The 14353-nt window shown below is 75.3% G+C and carries 6 protein-coding genes; all 6 read right to left on the bottom strand.

The genetic code is table 11. The features are described from left to right. Nucleotides 1-11 precede the first annotated feature (11 nt). The 6 genes from ACIBAD_RS13485 to ACIBAD_RS13460 all read right to left on the bottom strand — a co-directional run bounded on the left by ACIBAD_RS13485 (nt 12) and on the right by ACIBAD_RS13460 (nt 14251). Nucleotides 12-6365, bottom strand: coding sequence for an amino acid adenylation domain-containing protein (locus ACIBAD_RS13485; protein ID WP_398906507.1), 6354 nt, complete (start codon nt 6363-6365; stop codon nt 12-14). A 198-nt stretch (nt 6366-6563) separates the two neighbouring features. Beyond that, nucleotides 6564-8864 carry a lantibiotic dehydratase gene (locus ACIBAD_RS13480; protein ID WP_398906505.1) on the bottom strand — a complete coding sequence of 767 codons (2301 nt, stop codon included), beginning with the start codon at nt 8862-8864 and terminating at the stop codon, nt 6564-6566. A 10-nt stretch (nt 8865-8874) separates the two neighbouring features. Then, entirely contained in the window at nt 8875-9156 is a 282-nt protein-coding gene (locus ACIBAD_RS13475; RefSeq protein WP_398906502.1) for an acyl carrier protein, read from the bottom strand. Between the two features lie 117 nt (nt 9157-9273). After that, nucleotides 9274-10398, bottom strand: a complete 1125-nt coding sequence (locus ACIBAD_RS13470) for a pyridoxal-phosphate dependent enzyme (protein ID WP_398906500.1) — start codon at nt 10396-10398, stop codon at nt 9274-9276. Beyond that, a complete protein-coding gene (locus tag ACIBAD_RS13465; protein WP_398906498.1) occupies nt 10395-11900 on the bottom strand; it encodes an amino acid adenylation domain-containing protein in 1506 nt (501 codons plus the stop codon). Before ACIBAD_RS13465 ends, ACIBAD_RS13470 begins: the two co-directional genes overlap by 4 nt. Then, the gene (locus ACIBAD_RS13460; protein WP_398906496.1) at nt 11900-14251 is read right to left on the bottom strand and encodes a lantibiotic dehydratase; all 2352 of its coding nucleotides are present in this window, start codon (nt 14249-14251) and stop codon (nt 11900-11902) included. Before ACIBAD_RS13460 ends, ACIBAD_RS13465 begins: the two co-directional genes overlap by 1 nt. Nucleotides 14252-14353: the final 102 nt, after the last annotated feature.

Here is a 14353-nt window from a genome sequence, read left to right as displayed (position 1 = left end):
CGCTGCGGCGATCAGAAGTCGGAGGTCAGGGACAGGTCGATCTCGTCGTCGCTCATCGAGGAGATCTGGTCGATGAGCTGTCGTTCCACTTCGATGGCGAGCAGTTCGACCGTCGGGTGGTCGAACAGGTCGCGTACCTGGATCGGGCAGTCGAATGCGGTGCGCAGGCGGGACGCGGCCGCCACGGCGCGCAGCGAGTGGCCGCCGAGGGCGAAGAAGTCCTCCCGGATCCCGACCTCGGGCAGGCCCAGGACCTCGGCCCAGATCTGGGCCGTCACCACCTCGGTCGGGGTGCGCGGAGCCACGGACGCGGCCGGTGCGGGCAGCTGCGGATCGGGCAGGGCGGCGGTGTCCACCTTGCCCTGTACGGTCCGGGGCAGGGCGTCGAGCAGGACGAACGCGGCGGGCACCATGTAGCCGGGCAGCTGCGTCCGGCACCAGGCGGCCAGCGCCTCGGCGTCCAGGCCCCGGTCCTGACCGGCCGCGTAGCCGACGAGGGCGCGCTCGCCCCGCAGTTCCCGGACCAGGACGGTCGCGGCGTGCACGTCCGGGTGCTGTTCCAGGACGGCCTCGATCTCGGCCGGTTCGATGCGGAAGCCGCGGATCTTGACCTGGTCGTCGGTGCGGCCGAGGAACTCCAGCTCCCCGCCGGGCAGTCGGCGGACCAGGTCGCCGGTGCGGTAGAGCCGCCCGCCGTCCTCCCCGAACGGGTCCGGTACGAACCGCTGCGCGGTCAGCGCCGGCTGCCCGAGGTAGCCGCGGGCCAGCTCCGGGCCGCCGATCAGCAGCTCGCCCGGCACCCCGACGGGGACCAGCTGGTCGAGCGCGTCCACGACGTACGCCCGGCGGGAGCCCAGCGGCCGGCCGATCGCCACCCGGCCGTCGACCGGCGCGGTGACGGTGTGGGCGGTGGCCGAGACGACCGCCTCGGTCGGCCCGTACGTGTTGACCACGGGTACGTCGGGCAGGTGCGCGAACCACCGGGCCAGCGGCGCCGAGGGCAGCGCCTCTCCGCCGGTGACCAGCAGCCGCAGGCCCTTGAGGTCCCCGGCGACCGCGTCGAGGCGGGCGACGATCTCCTCCCAGTAGGCGGGGGTGGCCTCCATGACCGTGATGTCCCGGGTGCGGACGGCCTCGGCGAGCTCCTCCACCGACCACACCTCGTCGGGGCGGACCACGACCGAGGCTCCCGCGCCGAGGGCGGGCAGCACCTGCTCCAGCGAGGCGTCGAAGGAGAAGGAGGCGAAGGCGAGGACGCGGTCGTCGGCCGTGATGCCGAACAGTTCGCGGGCCGCGGCGGTGTGCGCGCCCAGCGCGTGGTGCTCCACGCCGACGGCCTTGGGGCGCCCGGTGGAGCCCGAGGTGAAGATCACGTACGCGAGGTCCTCGGGACCGGGGGTGTGGTGCGGTGCGTCCGGGTCGGGCGCGACGGTGTCGACGGGGATGGTCCGCGGTCCGAGGGCGGCGGCCAGCGCGTGGGTCGAGGCGTCGCTGAAGACGCTGTGCACGCCCGCCTCGGCGCACATGAACCGCAGCCGGTCCTCGGGCAGCCGGGGGTCGAGCGGTACGTAGACCCCGCCCGCGCGCCAGATCGCGGCCATCGCGGCGACCGAGCGGATGCCGCGGCGCAGGCACACGCCGACCGGCGTGCCCGGCCGTACCCCGGAGGCCGCGAGCGCCCGGGCCAGCCCGCCGGTCAGCCCGTCCAGTTCGCCGTACGTCAGGCTCTCGTCCCCGCACAGCAGGGCCACGGCGTCCGGCGCGCCCGCCACCGTGAAGGGCGGCGCCACCGGGGCGGCCGCCGCGGAGCCCGCCGCCCCGGCCAGTTCGGCGTACTCGGCCGCGGACAGCAGCTCCAACCGCCCCACGGCCTGCTCCGGATCGGCCACCACCGCCTCCAGCACCCGGCCCACGTGCCCGGCGAACCGGGTGACCGTGGCGGCGTCGAAGAGGTCGCTCGCGTACTCCACGTTCAGCGCGAAGCGGTCGGGATAGAGCAGGAAGGTGGCGGTCAGGTCGAACTTGGCCGAACCCCACGGCAGGACGAAGTGCTCCACGTCGAGCCCCTCGACCCGGGGCCCGCCCGCGGCGCTCTCCTGCACGTCGAACATCACCTGGAACAGGGGGTTGCGGGACGGGTCCCGCTCGGGCCGCAGCTGCTCCACCAGCCGCTCGAACGGCACCTCCTGGTGGTCGAAGGCGCCGAGCACCGACTCCCGGACCCGGCCCAGGAACTCCGTGAACGAGGGCTCGCCGGACAGGTCCCCGCGCAGCACCACCGTGTTCACCAGCAGCCCCACCAGCCGCTCCAGCTCCAGCTGTCCGCGGCCCGCGACCGGGGTGCCCACCGCCACGTCCCGCTGTCCGGACCAGCGGCCCAGCACGATCTGCACCACGGCCAGCAGCACCGTGAACCGGGTCACCCCGTGCCGCCGGGCCAGCTCGCCGAGGGCGGCCTCCAGCTCCTTCGGCAGGTCGACCTCGACCGCGCCGCCCCGGCCGGACCAGCCCGCCGGGCGCGGCCGGTCCGTCGGCAGCTCCAGTACGGGGACGCCGGCCAGGGCCTCCTCCCAGTACGCCAGCTGCCGCTCCAGCACCTCGCCCGCCATCCGGTCGCGCTGCCAGACCGCGAAGTCCCCGTACTGGATCGGAACGGGAGGCAGCTCGGCCGGCCGCCCGGCCACCCGGGCGGCGTACGACTCCGCCAGCTCCCCGATGATCACGTCCTTGGACCAGCCGTCCGTCGCCGCGTGGTGGAAGGCGATGACCGCCACGTGGTCCTCGGGGTCCAGCTCCCACACCCCCGCCCGCAGCAGCGGCGGCCCCGCCAGGTCGAAACGGCGGGTGGCGTACGGGACGGCCACCGCGCGCAGCCGCTCCAGCCGTACGGCCTCGTCGTCCCCGGCCGGGGCCGACTGCCACACCAGTGGTACGCGGACCCCGTCGACCACCCGCTGCGCGGGCCGGCCGTCCACCTCGACCAGGGCGGTGCGCAGCGCCTCGTGCCGGGCCACCACCTCGTTGAGGGCGCCCTGCCAGGCGTCGCGGTCGAGCCCGCCGCGCATCCGCCACGAGAACCAGAGCACGTACTCGTCGCCGACGTCGGACATGCGGTCCAGGAACCACATCCGCTCCTGCGCGAAGGACAGCGGCAGCGGTCCCGAGCGGTCCACCGGTACCACGGTGGCGGCGCCCGCCTGCCGGGCCGCGGCCACCAGCGGGCCGAACGCGCGGATGCGGGGGTTCTCGAACAGGGTGCGCAGCTCGACCTCACGGCCCAGCCGCTCCGCGATCCGGGAGACGGCCATGGTGGCGAGCAGCGAGTGGCCGCCCAGGTCGAAGAACCCGTCGTCGATGCCGACCCGGTCGACGCCCAGGACCTCCGCCCAGATGTCGGCGACCACCTGCTCGGTGGCGTCGCGCGGAGCGATGAACTCGGCGCCGCCCGCCGCCGCCCGGTCCCGCTCCGCACGCTCCCCGTCCGGCCGGGCGGCGGGCAGCGCGGCCCGGTCGAGCTTGCCGGAGGCGTTCACGGGCAGCGCGTCGAGCGCCACGAAGTCCGCGGGCACGGCGTAGTGCGGGAGCCGGCCGGCGCAGAAGGAGCGCAGTACGGCGGGCTCCACCGGGCCGCCGGGGCCGGCCACCACGTAGCCGGTCAGGCTCTTGCCGCCCTGGGCGTCCGCGCCGACGGCCACCGCGGCGGCCACCACTCCCGGGCACTCGCCCAGGGCCGCCTCCACCTCGCCGAGTTCGATGCGGAAGCCGCGGATCTTGACCTGGTCGTCGGTGCGGCCGAGGAACTCCAGCTCCCCGCCGGGCAGTCGGCGGACGAGGTCGCCGGTGCGGTAGAGCCGCCCGCCGTCCTCCCCGAACGGGTCGGGAACGAACTTCTGTGCGGTGAGGGCCGGCTGCCCGAGGTAGCCGCGGGCCAGCTCCGGACCGCCGATCAGCAGCTCGCCGGGCTCGCCCACCGGCACGAGCTCGTCGTGCGCGTCGACCACGTACGCCCGGCGGGATCCCAGCGGCCGCCCGATCGGCACCCGGCCGGGGTCCCCGGCCGCGCCGATCTCGTGCGTGGTGGCGGTCACGGTGGTCTCGGTCGGGCCGTACGCGTTGAGCACCCGTACGTGCGGCGCCCGCGCCTGCCAGGCGGCCAGCGCGGCGGCCGGGACGGACTCCCCGCCGAGGACCAGCAGGCGCAGCGCAGCGAGGGAGGCGGCGGTGCGGTCGGTGAGCGAGAAGGCCAGCTCGGCCCAGTACGTCGGCGGCAGGTTCAGCATCGTGATCCCGTACCGCTCGACCACGAGGGGGATCTGCGCGGGCAGCCACTGCTCGTCCGGCCGCACCACCAGGGTGGCCCCGCAGCCGAGCGCGGTCAGCAGCTGGTCCAGCGAGGCGTCGAACGAGAAGGACGAGAAGGCCAGTACCCGGTCCCGGGACGTGATCCCGAACTCCGCGCGGGCGGCGGCGACATGCGCGTCGATCGCGCCGTGTTCGATGCCGACGGCCTTCGGGCGGCCGGTGGAACCCGAGGTGAAGATGACGTACGCGAGGTCCCGCGGGTCGGGCGCGTGGTGCGGGGCGCCCGCATCGGATCCGGCGTCCTCCACCCGCAGCACCCGCGGGCCGAGCGCGCCGGCCAGCTCCGCGGTCGCGGCGTCGGCGAGGACGCAGTGCAGCCCGGCCTCCTCGGCCATGAACCGCAGCCGCTCCTCGGGGAGCGCCGGGTCCAGCGGTACGTAGATCCCGCCGGCCCGCCAGATCGCGGTCATCGCCACCACGGACCGGATCCCGCGCTGCACGCACACGCCGACCGGGGTCCCCGGGCCGGCGCCCGCCGTGCGCAGGGCGGTGGCCAGACCGCCCGCGAGGGCGTCCAGCTCGCGGTAGCGCAGGATCTTCTCCCCGCACACCAGGGCCACGGCGTTCGGCTCGCCCGCCACGGTGAACGCGGCCGCGGCCGGTGCGGGGCGCCCCGAGCCCGCCGACTCGACCAGGCGGGCCCGCTCCTTGCCGGGCAACGGCTCAAGACGCCCCGCGAGTTCGGCCACCGACGTCTGCGGCGCGGCCGTCACCGCGCGCAGCAGCTCCACGTACCCCTCGGTGAAGCGGACCATGGAGCCCCGGTCGAACAGGGCGGTGGAGAACTGCAGCCGCGCCGCGATGTCGCCGTTGGCGCGCAGGCTCAGGTCGAGGAACACGTCCAGCGGGGTTCCCGTCAGCGGGGTCCGCACCAGGTCGACGTCCAGATCGTCCAGGCGGGCCGCCGACGGGACGGTGTTCAGGAGGGTGAAGGAGGCTTGTGCCAGCGGGTGCCGGGACAGGTCGCGCTCGGTGACCACCTCGCCGACCACCCGGTCGAACGGCGCCTCGGAGTGCGAGAAGTCCCGCAGCGCCCCCGACCGGACCCGGCCCAGCAGGTCGGCGAAGGTCGGATCCCCGGACAGGTCGGTGCGCAGCACGATCGTGTTCACGAACGGGCCGATCAGACCGGCCACCTCGGCGCGCCCGCGGTCGGCCAGGGTGGTGCACACGGCGATGTCGGAGCGCCCGGAGTACCGGCCGAGCAGCGCCTGGTACACCGCGAGGAGCAGCATGTAGCGGGTCGCGCGCTGCTCGCGGGCCACCCGGTCCACCTCGGCGACCAGTTCGGCCGGCAGCTCGAAGCGGACCACGTCACCGGAGCCCTCCCAGAACGCCGGCCGCGGACGGTCGGCGGGCAGCGCGAGCGGGGCGACCCCGGCCAGCCGCTCCCGCCAGTACGCGAGCAGCCGCTCCATCCGCGGCCCGCCCAGGCGTTCGGCCTCGGTCCGGGCGACGTCGGTGTACTGCAGCGGCGGCGCGTCCACGGCCTCGCCCCGGTAGCCGGCGTCCAGTTCGCGCAGCAGCACGTCCCAGGACCAGCCGTCCACCGCGATGTGGTGGACCACCAGGAGCAGGACGTGCTCGTCGGGTCCGAGGCGGGCGAGGGTGGCCCGCAGCGGGTGCTCCTTCGCCAGGTCCAGCGGGCGCGCCAGCTCCCGGTCGAACAGCTCCTCGGTGCTGCCCGCCTCCGTCCGCGCCAGCCGGGTGCGGCCCGCCGGGTCCACCACGGGCACGGGCTCCCCGTCGACGGCCGTGAAGCGGGTGCGCAGCACCTCGTGCCGGTCCACGATCCCGGCCAGCGAGCGCTCCAGGGCCGGCACGTCGAGGGCGCCGCGGATGCGCAGGGCCAACGGGAGCAGGGACTCGGCGGAGCCTCCGGTGAGCTGGTCGAGGAACCACAGCCTCCGCTGCGCGAACGACACTCCGTCACCGTCACGTACGACGTCGCCGGCTTCGCTGCCGTGCCTCGCCGGTCCGCCGTGCGCTGCGACAACCTTCACTGTGGGCCTCCAAGCGGTGTTTTCCCCCACACTGCTGTCTGCGGAGATCCGTCAGTAGGGAAGAAGACGCAGCCGCGCACGCAGCCGCCGGGGGGTAGAACGCGCAACGGCGGCCCCGCACGGCCTGTCGTTCCGCCGTGCGCGCCGCCGGTGCGCGTCGCTCCGTATGTGGCCCTGCCGCCGGGTGCGCCGCTGCGGTCAGCCCTCGTCCACCGCGACGAAGCGCAGCTCGGAGGTGTAGGCCTCGCCCCGGTCGTCGGTCAGCCAGGCCTGTTCGGGGCTCGGCAGCATCTCGGTGAACACGGCCCGGCCCCCGGGCTCCTTGCGGGCCATCCTGCGGACCGCCTTGGCGAGGATGTTGACGTACACCGGGCTGTCGAAGTCCACGTAGAACGGACGGGTCTCGGTCGGCAGCACGACGAACACGAACCGCGGCAGTTCGCGCCGCTCCCGCCACTGCCGGGCCCGTACGAACCTGCGGGCCTCGTCCTTCTCCTCGGCGAAGTCCATGTCGGAAGGCGGCAGCCGCCAGGTCTCGCGGGCCACCACCAGCCGGTCCACGGTGACCCGGGGGGAGCGGTCGGCCCCGTCGGGCAGGATCTGGAACAGGTCCATCGCCAGGGTGGTCAGGACGTGCGAGAACACGTCCACCGCGGGGAACTCGGACCCGTCTGGCAGTACCACCGCCAGCTCGCCGTCCGCCCGCTCGGTCACCGCCACGTCGGCGCTGAGCACCGTACGCGGCCGGCCCGGGTCGGCGGTGAAGTCGACGAGGGCGACGTAGTAGTCCTCGGGGCGGACCAGGACCTGCCGGGTCCGCGCGGAGAGCCGGGAGCGGTGCTCCTTGGGCAGCAGGGGCAGCAGCCGGGGACCGGGGTGGTCCCGGCCGGTGAGTCCGAGCAGCTCCTCGGCGTCCGGGTGCTGGTTGACGAACAGCGAGGAGCCCAAGGTGTTCGCGGCGACGTGCAGTTCACCGAGGACCAGTTCGAAGTCGCCCCGGGACACGGCCTGTTCCCCGGAGGCGGCGATCATGATGTCGGGGCTGAGGTAGCGGGCGGCGCTCCAGCCGCCGCCCGGGCCGCCGAACTGCTCGGCGACGGGCCCCGCGACGGCCTCCAGCGGCAGCCTGACCCGGCGGGTGCCCGGCGGCGGCGCCAGGATGGTGTCCCAGCGCCTGCGGAACTCCTGCTGGAGCTCTGCGGACTCGGCGCGGGCGGCGCCGTGCAGGATCGGCATGCAGGCGAACCAGAACGCGGCCAGATCGACCGGGCCCTGCCCGGCCAGCCGGCGGTACACCTCGCGCGCCCGGGCCATCACCGCGTCGGCGAGTTGCGCGGTGAGCCAGCCGGCGCTGGTCAGCAGCGGATCCAGCGGGGCCAGGGCCTCGTGCACGGTCCGCCCGAGGGAGGCGGTCGCCGCCCGCCGGCAGTCGGAGTACACCAGGGCCCGGCAGGGCGCCGTACCGGCCGCCTTCTCGCGTACGGCGGCGGTCTCGGTCAGTGCGGCGAACTCGCCCTCCAGCTCCGCCAGCGCCGCCACCAGCGCTTCGGGCCCGTCCGCCTCGCCCACCCGGTCCCGGCCCCGCTCCAGAGCGTCCAGGGCGGCCAGGGCGGGCTCGCGCAGACCCGGGTCCCCGACCCGGTCCAGCCAGGCCCTCAGATGGCGCTCCGGACGGGCGTCGGCGGGCACCTCCAGCTTCCACACCACCCACCGGCGGGCGACCAGGTCGGCCAGTGCGGCGGACACGTCCACGCCCGGCAGCGCGGCGCGGATCTCCCGTGCGGGGCGTACGCCGTCGCAGAGCGCGAGCACCGCCCGCCCCTCCTCGCCGAGGGCCTGGCGCGGCCGGCCCGGCACCGTCACGTCCGTCCCGGACTGGCGGACGAAGGGCACGCGCCGGGGCGCCACCCACTCCCGTACCGCCGGATCGCCGTCGATCCGCGCGGCGAGGGCGTCGATCGCCCAGCTGGCGAAGTACACCTCCGATCCGGCGATCAGGCCGGTACCGGGATCGACGCGGACGCCGTCCGCCGCGTCCGCGGAGAGGTCCCAGCGGCCCCAGCCGACGGGCCCGAAGAACCCGATGGTGTCGTTCTTGACGCAGAACCGCTGCCAGTAGTGGGCCACCAGCTCCTCGCGCTGGCGGGGCATGCTGGTCCGGCCCGCCGCGGTCGGCGTCCAGTTCAGGAAGGGCGTGATCCCGGAGGCGAGCACCGGGCGGTTCTGCCAGGCCACCGCCTCCCGGAAGGCGGGCGTCCGGGCGATCTCCTGGAGCGTGTGCGCCGTCTCCACCTGGGCCTCGGCGAACAGGGCGGTGAACTCCCCCCACCGCTCACCGGCCAGGGCGGCCGGGCCCTCGCCGGGATCGAACTTGTCGGCGGCCGTGGCCAGCCCGTCCGGGGCCAGCCGCAGCACGCCCCCGGCCGGAAAACCCGCCCCGCGCAGGGCGAACTGGTCCCACAGCCGCCAGCGGCCGCCGGGTACGTAGGTGTCCGTCATGACCGGCCCCTCATGCCTGGACGAAGTCGGCGTGGACGACGTCGGCGAGGTCCGCGGGCGAGGGGTAGGCGAAGACCAGTGCCACCGGGACCTCCGCCCCGAGTGCCTCTTCGAGTCGTGCGGTGATCCGGAAGGCGGTCAGCGAATCGCCGCCCCACTCGTAGAAGTCGCTCTGCTCGTCGAGGTCCGCGACCCCCAGGGTCTCGCGATAGATGGAGACGACCAGCTCGGTCAGGGCGGTGGCGGTCAGCTGCGCGGTCGGGTTCGCGGTCTCGTTCACGGTCATGGTCATGGGTTCTCCTCCAGGAGCGGGCGCGTCGGTGTGCGCGGCGGTCGTGTGCGTCGTGTGCGTCGTGTGCGTCGTGTGGGTGGTGTGGGTGGTGTGGGTCGTGCCTGTGGTTCAGGTGGTTCAGGTGGTGCAGTGGGTACGGGAAGGGGCTGCCGACGCGGCGGCCGCCATCAGCGCCGTCTTGGTGTTGCCGCCCGACACGACGGCGACGGAGCGCCCGCTGCCGCGGTCCGCGCGGATCGCCCCGGCCAGCGCGACCGCGCCGGACGGCTCCGCCTCGAACCCGCGCCGGCGCAACAGCGCGGCCGCGGCGAGGATCTGTGCGTCCGACACGGTGACCAGGTCGTCGACCCGGTCCCGGATGATCGGGTACGGCACCGCCCCCGGCTGCTGCCCGCGCAGCCCGTCGGCGACGGAGTCACCGGGCGCCAGCCGTACGGGGTGCCCCGCGGCCAGGGACCGGGCGTAGCGGGGGGTGCCGGCGGGCTCCACGCCCACCACCCGCACCGGGTGCCCGTACGCGGCGAGGCACACCCCCGCGAGCAGTCCGCCCCCGCCGGTCGGCACGTACACGGTCTCCGTGTCGGGTGCCTCGGCGAGGATCTCCAGGCCGACCGTGCCCTGCCCGGCGACCACCAGTTCGTGGTCGGAGGAGGGGACGAGCACCGCGCCCGTCTCCTCGGCCAGCTCCCGCGCCCGGGCGTCGCGCTCGGCGACCCCGCCCGGTACGCGGACCGTACGCCCGCCGAGGGCCTTGATCACGGCGATCTTGGCGGGATGCGCCCCGCCGGCCAGCACCACGGTGACCTCGGCGCCCAGCGGGGCGGCCAGCCGGGCCAGCGCGATGCCGTGGTTCCCGGAGGAGCCGGTCACGATCCGGCGGGCGCCCAGCGCGAGGACGGCGTTGGCGGCCCCGCGCAGCTTGAACGAACCGCTGTACTGGAGGTTCTCGGCCTTCAGCAGCAGTCCCCTGCCGGTCCGGCGGAGCTCGGGCGCGGCCGGCCCCGCCAGCAGCGGGGTCCGCCGTACATGTCCGGCGATCCGCGCCGCCGCGGCCTCCACGTCGGCCAGGCCGAGGACCGGGACGCCCCGGGCGGTCGCGGAGGGTGAGGCGGTCGTGGTGCGCGCGGCGGCTATGACGGACGAGGCCGGTGAGGCGGGTGTCCTGGGGGTCATGGGCGCGCGCGGCCCGGGCAGCGCGATGGACGTCCGGGGTGTGCGCGGCGCGCTCGGTGCGGTGGTCATGGCCGGCCTCCGTTCTGCGACAGGGCACGGCGGTCGGCCTTCCCGCCGCGGGTGGTGGGCAGTTCGGCCAGCCGTGCGAACCGGCGCGGCATCAGGTGCGGGGGCAGCGTGGCGCCCAGGTGGGCGCGCAGCGCCGCGTCCTTCACCTCCGCCAGGTCCCCGGTGACGTGCGCGACCAGGAACACCCGTCCCTGCGCGTCGGTGTCGGGGGTGACGACCGCCCCCGTGACCCCGGGGTGGGCCAGCAGCGCGCCCTCCACCTCGGCCGGGTCCACCCGGTATCCGCGGATCTTGACCTGGCGGTCCCGCCGTCCCAGGTACTCCAGCCCGTCCGGGCCCCGGGTGGCGAGGTCGCCCGTCCGGTACATGCGCGCGCCGGGCGGCCCGAGCGGGTCCGGTACGAAGCACTCGGCCGTACGGGCGGGCCGCCCGCGGTAGCCCCGCGCCACACCGGCCCCGCCGATGCAGACCTCCCCGACGGAGCCGTCGGGCACCGGCGACAGCCCGGCGTCCAGCAGCCGGACCACGACCCCGTCGATCGGAGCGCCCACGACGTCGGTCAGGACGTCCGGATCGGCCGGCACGGCGAAGCGGGTCGAGGTCATCGTGCACTCGGTCGGCCCGTACTGGTTGACCAGCGCGCCCGGCACCAGGGCCCGGCCGCCGGCGGTCAGGAAGGGCCGCAGCGACTCGCCGCTGGACACCACCACCCGTACCCCGGCCAGCAGTCGGTCCGCGTCCGGCTGCCCGGCCAGGAAGGCCAGGAAGGACGGCGTCACGCTCAGCAGCGCGGTCACCGCGTGATCCCGTACGGCTACGCCGAACTCCTCGGGCCGCAGCAGCGCCGAACGCGGCACCACGACCAGCCGCCCGCCCGCCAGCAGCGGGGCGAAGGTGTCCCGCAGGGAGGCGTCGTAGCCCAGCGGGGCCACCTGCAGCGCCACCGTGTCCCGGCCGAGGCCGTAGTCGCGGGCGACGAACCGCAGGTACGAGTCCAGACCGGCGTGTTCGACGAGGACGGCGCTGGGCTCGCCGGTGCTCCCCGAGGTGTGGCTGACGTACGCGAGGGACCGCCCGCAGAGCGGCCCGCCGGCCCCGGGGCCCTCCCCGGCCGGGCTACCCGGGCGGTCGAGCAGGACGGGGGATCCCGGCACCGGCAGGTCGAGCACGCCGGCGAGGGCCGAGGAGGTCAGCAGCATGTCGGCGCCGCCGCTGCGGACCAGCGCCGCCAGCCGGGCCGGCGGCTGCTCGGGATCGAGGCTCAGGAAGGCCGCCCCCGAGCGGACCACCGCGGCCGGTGCGACCACGGCGTCCACGCCGCGCTCCACGGCCACCGCGCACACCGTCTCGGGCCGGGCGCCCCGGGCCCGCAGCAGCGCCGCCAGCGCGTCGACGCGGGCGATGAGTTCCCCGTACGTCACCTCGCCGGCCGGGGTGGTCACCGCGATCCGGCCGGGGTCGAGGGCGGCGTGCGCGGCGATGTCGTCGACGAAGGTCCGCATCACGCGCTCCCGTCCGCCGCGGGCTCCTCCGCCGGCCGCGAAACGTCGGTGACGGTCTGGTCGACGGCGACGAAGCGCAGCTCCGAGGTGAACGCGGCGCCCTGGTCGTCGGTCAGCCAGGCCTGTTCCGGCGTCGGCAGCATCTCGCTGACCTTCAGCTTGGCCCCGGGGTCCTTGCGGGCCAGCCGGCGCGCGGCCTTCGCCAGGATGGTCAGGTACACCGGACTGTCGAAGTCGACGTAGAACGGCCGGGGTTCGGTCGGCGACACCACGAACACGAAGCGCGGCAGATCGTGTTCCTGCCTCCAGTGCCGGGCCCTCACGTACCGCTTGGCCTCGGACTTCTCTTCGGCGAAGGCGAGTTCGGACGCGGGGAAGGCCCACGTCTCGCGCGCCACCACCATCTTGTCGATGCTGATGCGCGGGGTGTGGTCGCCCTCGGGGCGCAGCGTGAACCGGTCCATGACGCGCTGCGTCAGGGTGTTCGCGTACACGTCGAGCAGGTCGAACGCGGCACCGTCGGGCAGTACCGCCATCAGCAGGCCGTCCCGGTCCTCCACGCTCACGTCGGCGCACAGGACGGTGCGCGGGCGGTGCGGGTCACCCGTGTCGTCGACCAGCGAGACGTAGTAGTCCTGCGGCCGGTCCAGCGAAGGCCTGCTGCGCGTCGACCACTTGAGCGGCAGCTCCTTGGGAAGCATCGGCAGCAGCCGCGGCCCGGGGAAGTCGCGGGTGGTCTCCGCGATCAGCTCCTCGCGGTCGGGGTGCTGGTGGACGAAGAGCGAGGCGCCCATGGTGTTGAGCGCGCTGTGCATCTCTCCCAGCACCATCTCGAAGTCCCCGCGGGCGACGGCGTCCGCGCCGTCGGCGAGCAGCAGCACGTCCGGGCTGAAGTAGCGGGCCAGCGACCAGCCCGCTCCCGGCTCGTCGAACTCCTCGCGCACCCGTTCCGCGATCTCCGCCGAGGAGACCCGGACCCGGCGCGCCCCCTCGGGAACGGCCAGGATCCGCGCCCATTTCGCACGCAGCTCGGCCTGGACCGCGTCGAGGTCGCGTCCCGCCTCCGGGTACGGGGAGGGCAGGCAGCCCAGCCACATCGCCCCCAGGTCCACCGGGCCGGCCGCGCGCAGCCGCTCGTACACCTGGCGGAGCCGGGGCCGGACCCGGTCGGCGAACCGGTTCGTCATCCAGCGCGCCGCGGTCAGGCACTGCGCGAGCGGGGTCAGCTCGTCCAGCAGGGCGGTGCCGAGGGTGGCCGTCGCCGCGCGCCGGGCGTCGGAGTACACGAGCCCGCGGCAGGGTGCGGTCCGCTCGCCCTTCGAGCGCTGGGCGTCGGTGGCGGTCAGCGCCGCGAAGTCCGCCTCCAGGGCGCCGATCGCCGCGGTCAGCGCCTCGGCGTCGAGACCGGCCGCCTGGACGGCGTCCCGCCCGCGTTCCAGCACGGCCAGCTTGTCCAGGGCCGGCTCCCGCAGGGCCGGATCGCCGATCCGCTCCAGGACGGCCCGCAGCTCCCGCTCCGGGTAGGTGCCGGTCGGCACGTCCAGGCGCCAGTGCACCCACCGCTTGGCCACCAGCCACTGCACCGTCTCGGTCGCCTCCGCCGCCGGGATCCCCAGCACCTCGGCGATCGCGGCCGGCGGCCGGGTCCCGTCGCACAGGTCCAGTACGGCGCGGGCGGTCTCGCCGATGGGCTGCGGCGGCCGGCCCGGCAGGTGCACGGACAGGCCCTCGGCCCGTACGAAGGACACCCGGCGCGGCGGTACCCACGCCCGCAGCGCGGGATCGGCGTTCAGCGACTTGGCCAGGGCGTCGATGGCCCAACTGGCGAAGTACACGCGCGAGTCGGCGAGGAACCCGCCGGTGCCGGGGTCGACCTCGACCCCCTCCGTGGCGAGGTCCCAGCGCCCCCACCCCACCGGCCCGAAGAACCCGATGGTGTCGTTCTTGACGCAGAACCGCTGCCAGTAGTGGGCGACGAGCTCCTCGCGCTGGCGGGGCATGCTGGTGCGACTCGCGGCGGTCGGCGTCCAGTTCAGGAACGGGGCGATGCCGGTGCGCAGTACGGCCGGGTTCTGCCAGGCCACGGCGGCCCGGAAGCGCGGCGAGGCGGCGATGTCCTGGAGCAGTTCGGCGGTGCCGACGGCGCCCGTGTCGAAGGCGCCGGTGAACGTCTCCCAGTCCGGGCCGGCGAGGGCCTCGCCGGGGCCGAACTTGTCGGCGGCCAGGGCGAGTCCGGGCGGGGCCATGCGCAGGACCCCCCCGGCCGGGAAACCCGGGCCGCGGAGTGCGAAGTGCTCCCACAACCGCCACCCGCCGGTGGGCAGGTGCACGATCTCCGGGGTGTCCGACATGGCGGAGCTCCTTCCAGCCTGATGGGGTGACGTGGCCGGCGGCGCTGTACCTCGGTCGCCACCCTGGCTGCCCCGAACACTGCCGCCGCGCGCCCCGGCGCC

This window comes from Streptomyces sp. NPDC051109 (assembly GCF_044455885.1).
Taxonomy (GTDB): Bacteria; Actinomycetota; Actinomycetes; order Streptomycetales; family Streptomycetaceae; genus Streptomyces.
The sequence above is the reverse complement of the archived record's forward strand: the minus strand, read 5'-3'. Positions and strand labels throughout refer to the sequence as shown.